2 protein-coding genes are annotated in these 2,046 nt (G+C 42.1%); both read right to left on the minus strand.

Annotated elements, in window-relative coordinates; all coding sequences use genetic code 11:
- The coding region (locus AB4583_RS21420; RefSeq protein WP_372119300.1) for a TniB family NTP-binding protein at nucleotides 1–564 on the minus strand (564 nt) is incomplete at its 3' end.
- A partial coding sequence (locus tag AB4583_RS21425; RefSeq protein WP_372119296.1) for a Mu transposase C-terminal domain-containing protein occupies nucleotides 533–2,046 on the minus strand: 1,514 nt, incomplete at its 5' end. The genes AB4583_RS21425 and AB4583_RS21420, both read right to left, overlap by 32 nt.

Genomic DNA, 2,046 nt, shown 5'->3' on the forward strand with positions numbered 1-2,046 from the left:
GGTGTTCATGGCACGCTTACGCACAAACGAGACTTTTGCTTCTTCACTTATATATTTGAACGTATTAGCAATAGCTTGCCTTTCTTCTGCTGTAGAAAACTCCACAAGCTCTTGAATTTCATTGACGATAATCAGCTCAACAGATTTACGTTTAAGTTGCTTTACAACTGCCTCACCAAGAGCAATTTCATTACGTCGTCGGGTACCTCTTCCGCCTGACTTTCCATCTAAATCGACTAGAAACTGCGTAAGCGTGTTCTGTTCATTTATGCGGCTTGGCACTCTGGTGCTAAGAACCGGTTGTTTGCTCCAAGTTGAACTCGGCAGAAAGCGTGATAGATAATTGTTAATCAAAGCCGTCTTTCCACTTCCGGCCTCACCAGTTAACAAGAAAGACTCCGGTTCACCGCCAAGGGAGTGATTAAAACGAAGTTGATCGAAAATGGAGTAGATTTCAGTTATTGCAGGGTACTCGATAAAGCTGGTTTCAAAGGACTTTAGCTGCTCAAACTGACTAGACGTTAAGTTCAAATTAATACCCCTCAATATCTTCAAAATCATCATCAGATAATTGCTCTGAGACATCGAACACTACCGTGGTTTCTTGTTTTACTGGAGTCGCATTGATTGAGCTTGGCCCTTCTGAGCCCACATCATTAAACTTTGCTAATTTCGAAGTATTGCCCGTTTTAGGCAAGCTAGCCTTATTGCTTTTTGCACCGCGGAATCTATCGGTTTCTTCCTGAATACGTTTCTTCATATACAGAAATGTATCCGCAAGCGCCTCATCATCAGCAAGCTGCTTAGTGTTAAGCCTGCGTACTTTATGTATGCGCTCATGTTCAAAAAGGGACAGTCCTTTTGTATATCCGTTGTTGTCTACCGCTGGAACTTTTATGTACCTCTTTTCCGATTCTAGGTAAACATGGATGTAGCTGATATCTGAAGGGTCTGTTTTGGTCTTAACAAACAGCTTTTTGCCATTATTGGACGCCCAGTATTTACGGTATTCAATAAGTTCTGAGGACTGATAGCGTAGGTTATGAAGCCTGATCCCTGCCACTCCAATAGTTCTGTGTCTAAGCAAACCTAGCTCAACTCTCAACTGCTCCTTCTCAGCACCAACGTAGTAGGAGGGAGTCCATTCCGATTGGTTCCACTTGTGGTATGGAATATCACGTTCTCTTGAATCTGGTGCCATGTGGTAATAATCGACAATCCATTTATGAAGTAATTCAAGAAATACAGAAACTCTAACCACCGCATCCTTCTTTGGGTTGTAATCTTGTAGTTGAGTAGGGTTGGTGAATGTTTTTCCAGGTAGTGAATTAACTAACCCTTTATTCATCTGATCAAACAGCTTTTCGATCCCTGACTTTCGCCAAGGTTTAGCTGCTTGACTGTATTGGATGTCAGACACTAGAGGCCGTAACGAATCTTCCAAGCTTTGACTCCAAAATTCAGCACCATTATCGACAACTAAACAGTCAATTTTGCCGTGACAAGGCCATTCATTATCAATGGATGGATACCTTTGCTTTACCCAACTCTTATCTAGTAGCGAGTTCAATAGCGCCTTTCTGACAGAGTCAAAACTAGGCTCTCTAAAGTTGATACTGCACCCAACGATACATTTACTGAAGCGGTCATATAGCATCGTCAGGTAGGGTCGACCCAAAGGAATATCTAGCTCGTCATCAATCAAAATTACTGGGACTGGTGTATGGTCAATTTCGACATACTCCATTGGTTTGGTCGAAACTACTTGCTGACCAACCGAGCGAAATTCTCGGTCTGCGTATCGTTTACCAAACCTTGCAATCGCTACCTCATAAGGAGGTAAGTCGTGTATTCGATTGTAAAAAGAACGTTCGGAAATTGGTTTTATTTTCCCCTCGACAATCCCACGATTTATTTGAATCACTCGACTCTTATAGTATCGATATGCTTCAGCAGCACTTAAGCGTTCACGAGTCAGGTATACGCTGTTAATTGCTTCATCAACTAAAGATTGAGAATCGAACTCTTTCCCTATCTGGCAGGGTA

Source organism: Vibrio sp. 10N.222.49.C12 (genome assembly GCF_041475025.1).
In the GTDB taxonomy this organism is placed as follows: Bacteria; Pseudomonadota; Gammaproteobacteria; order Enterobacterales; family Vibrionaceae; genus Vibrio; species Vibrio crassostreae_C.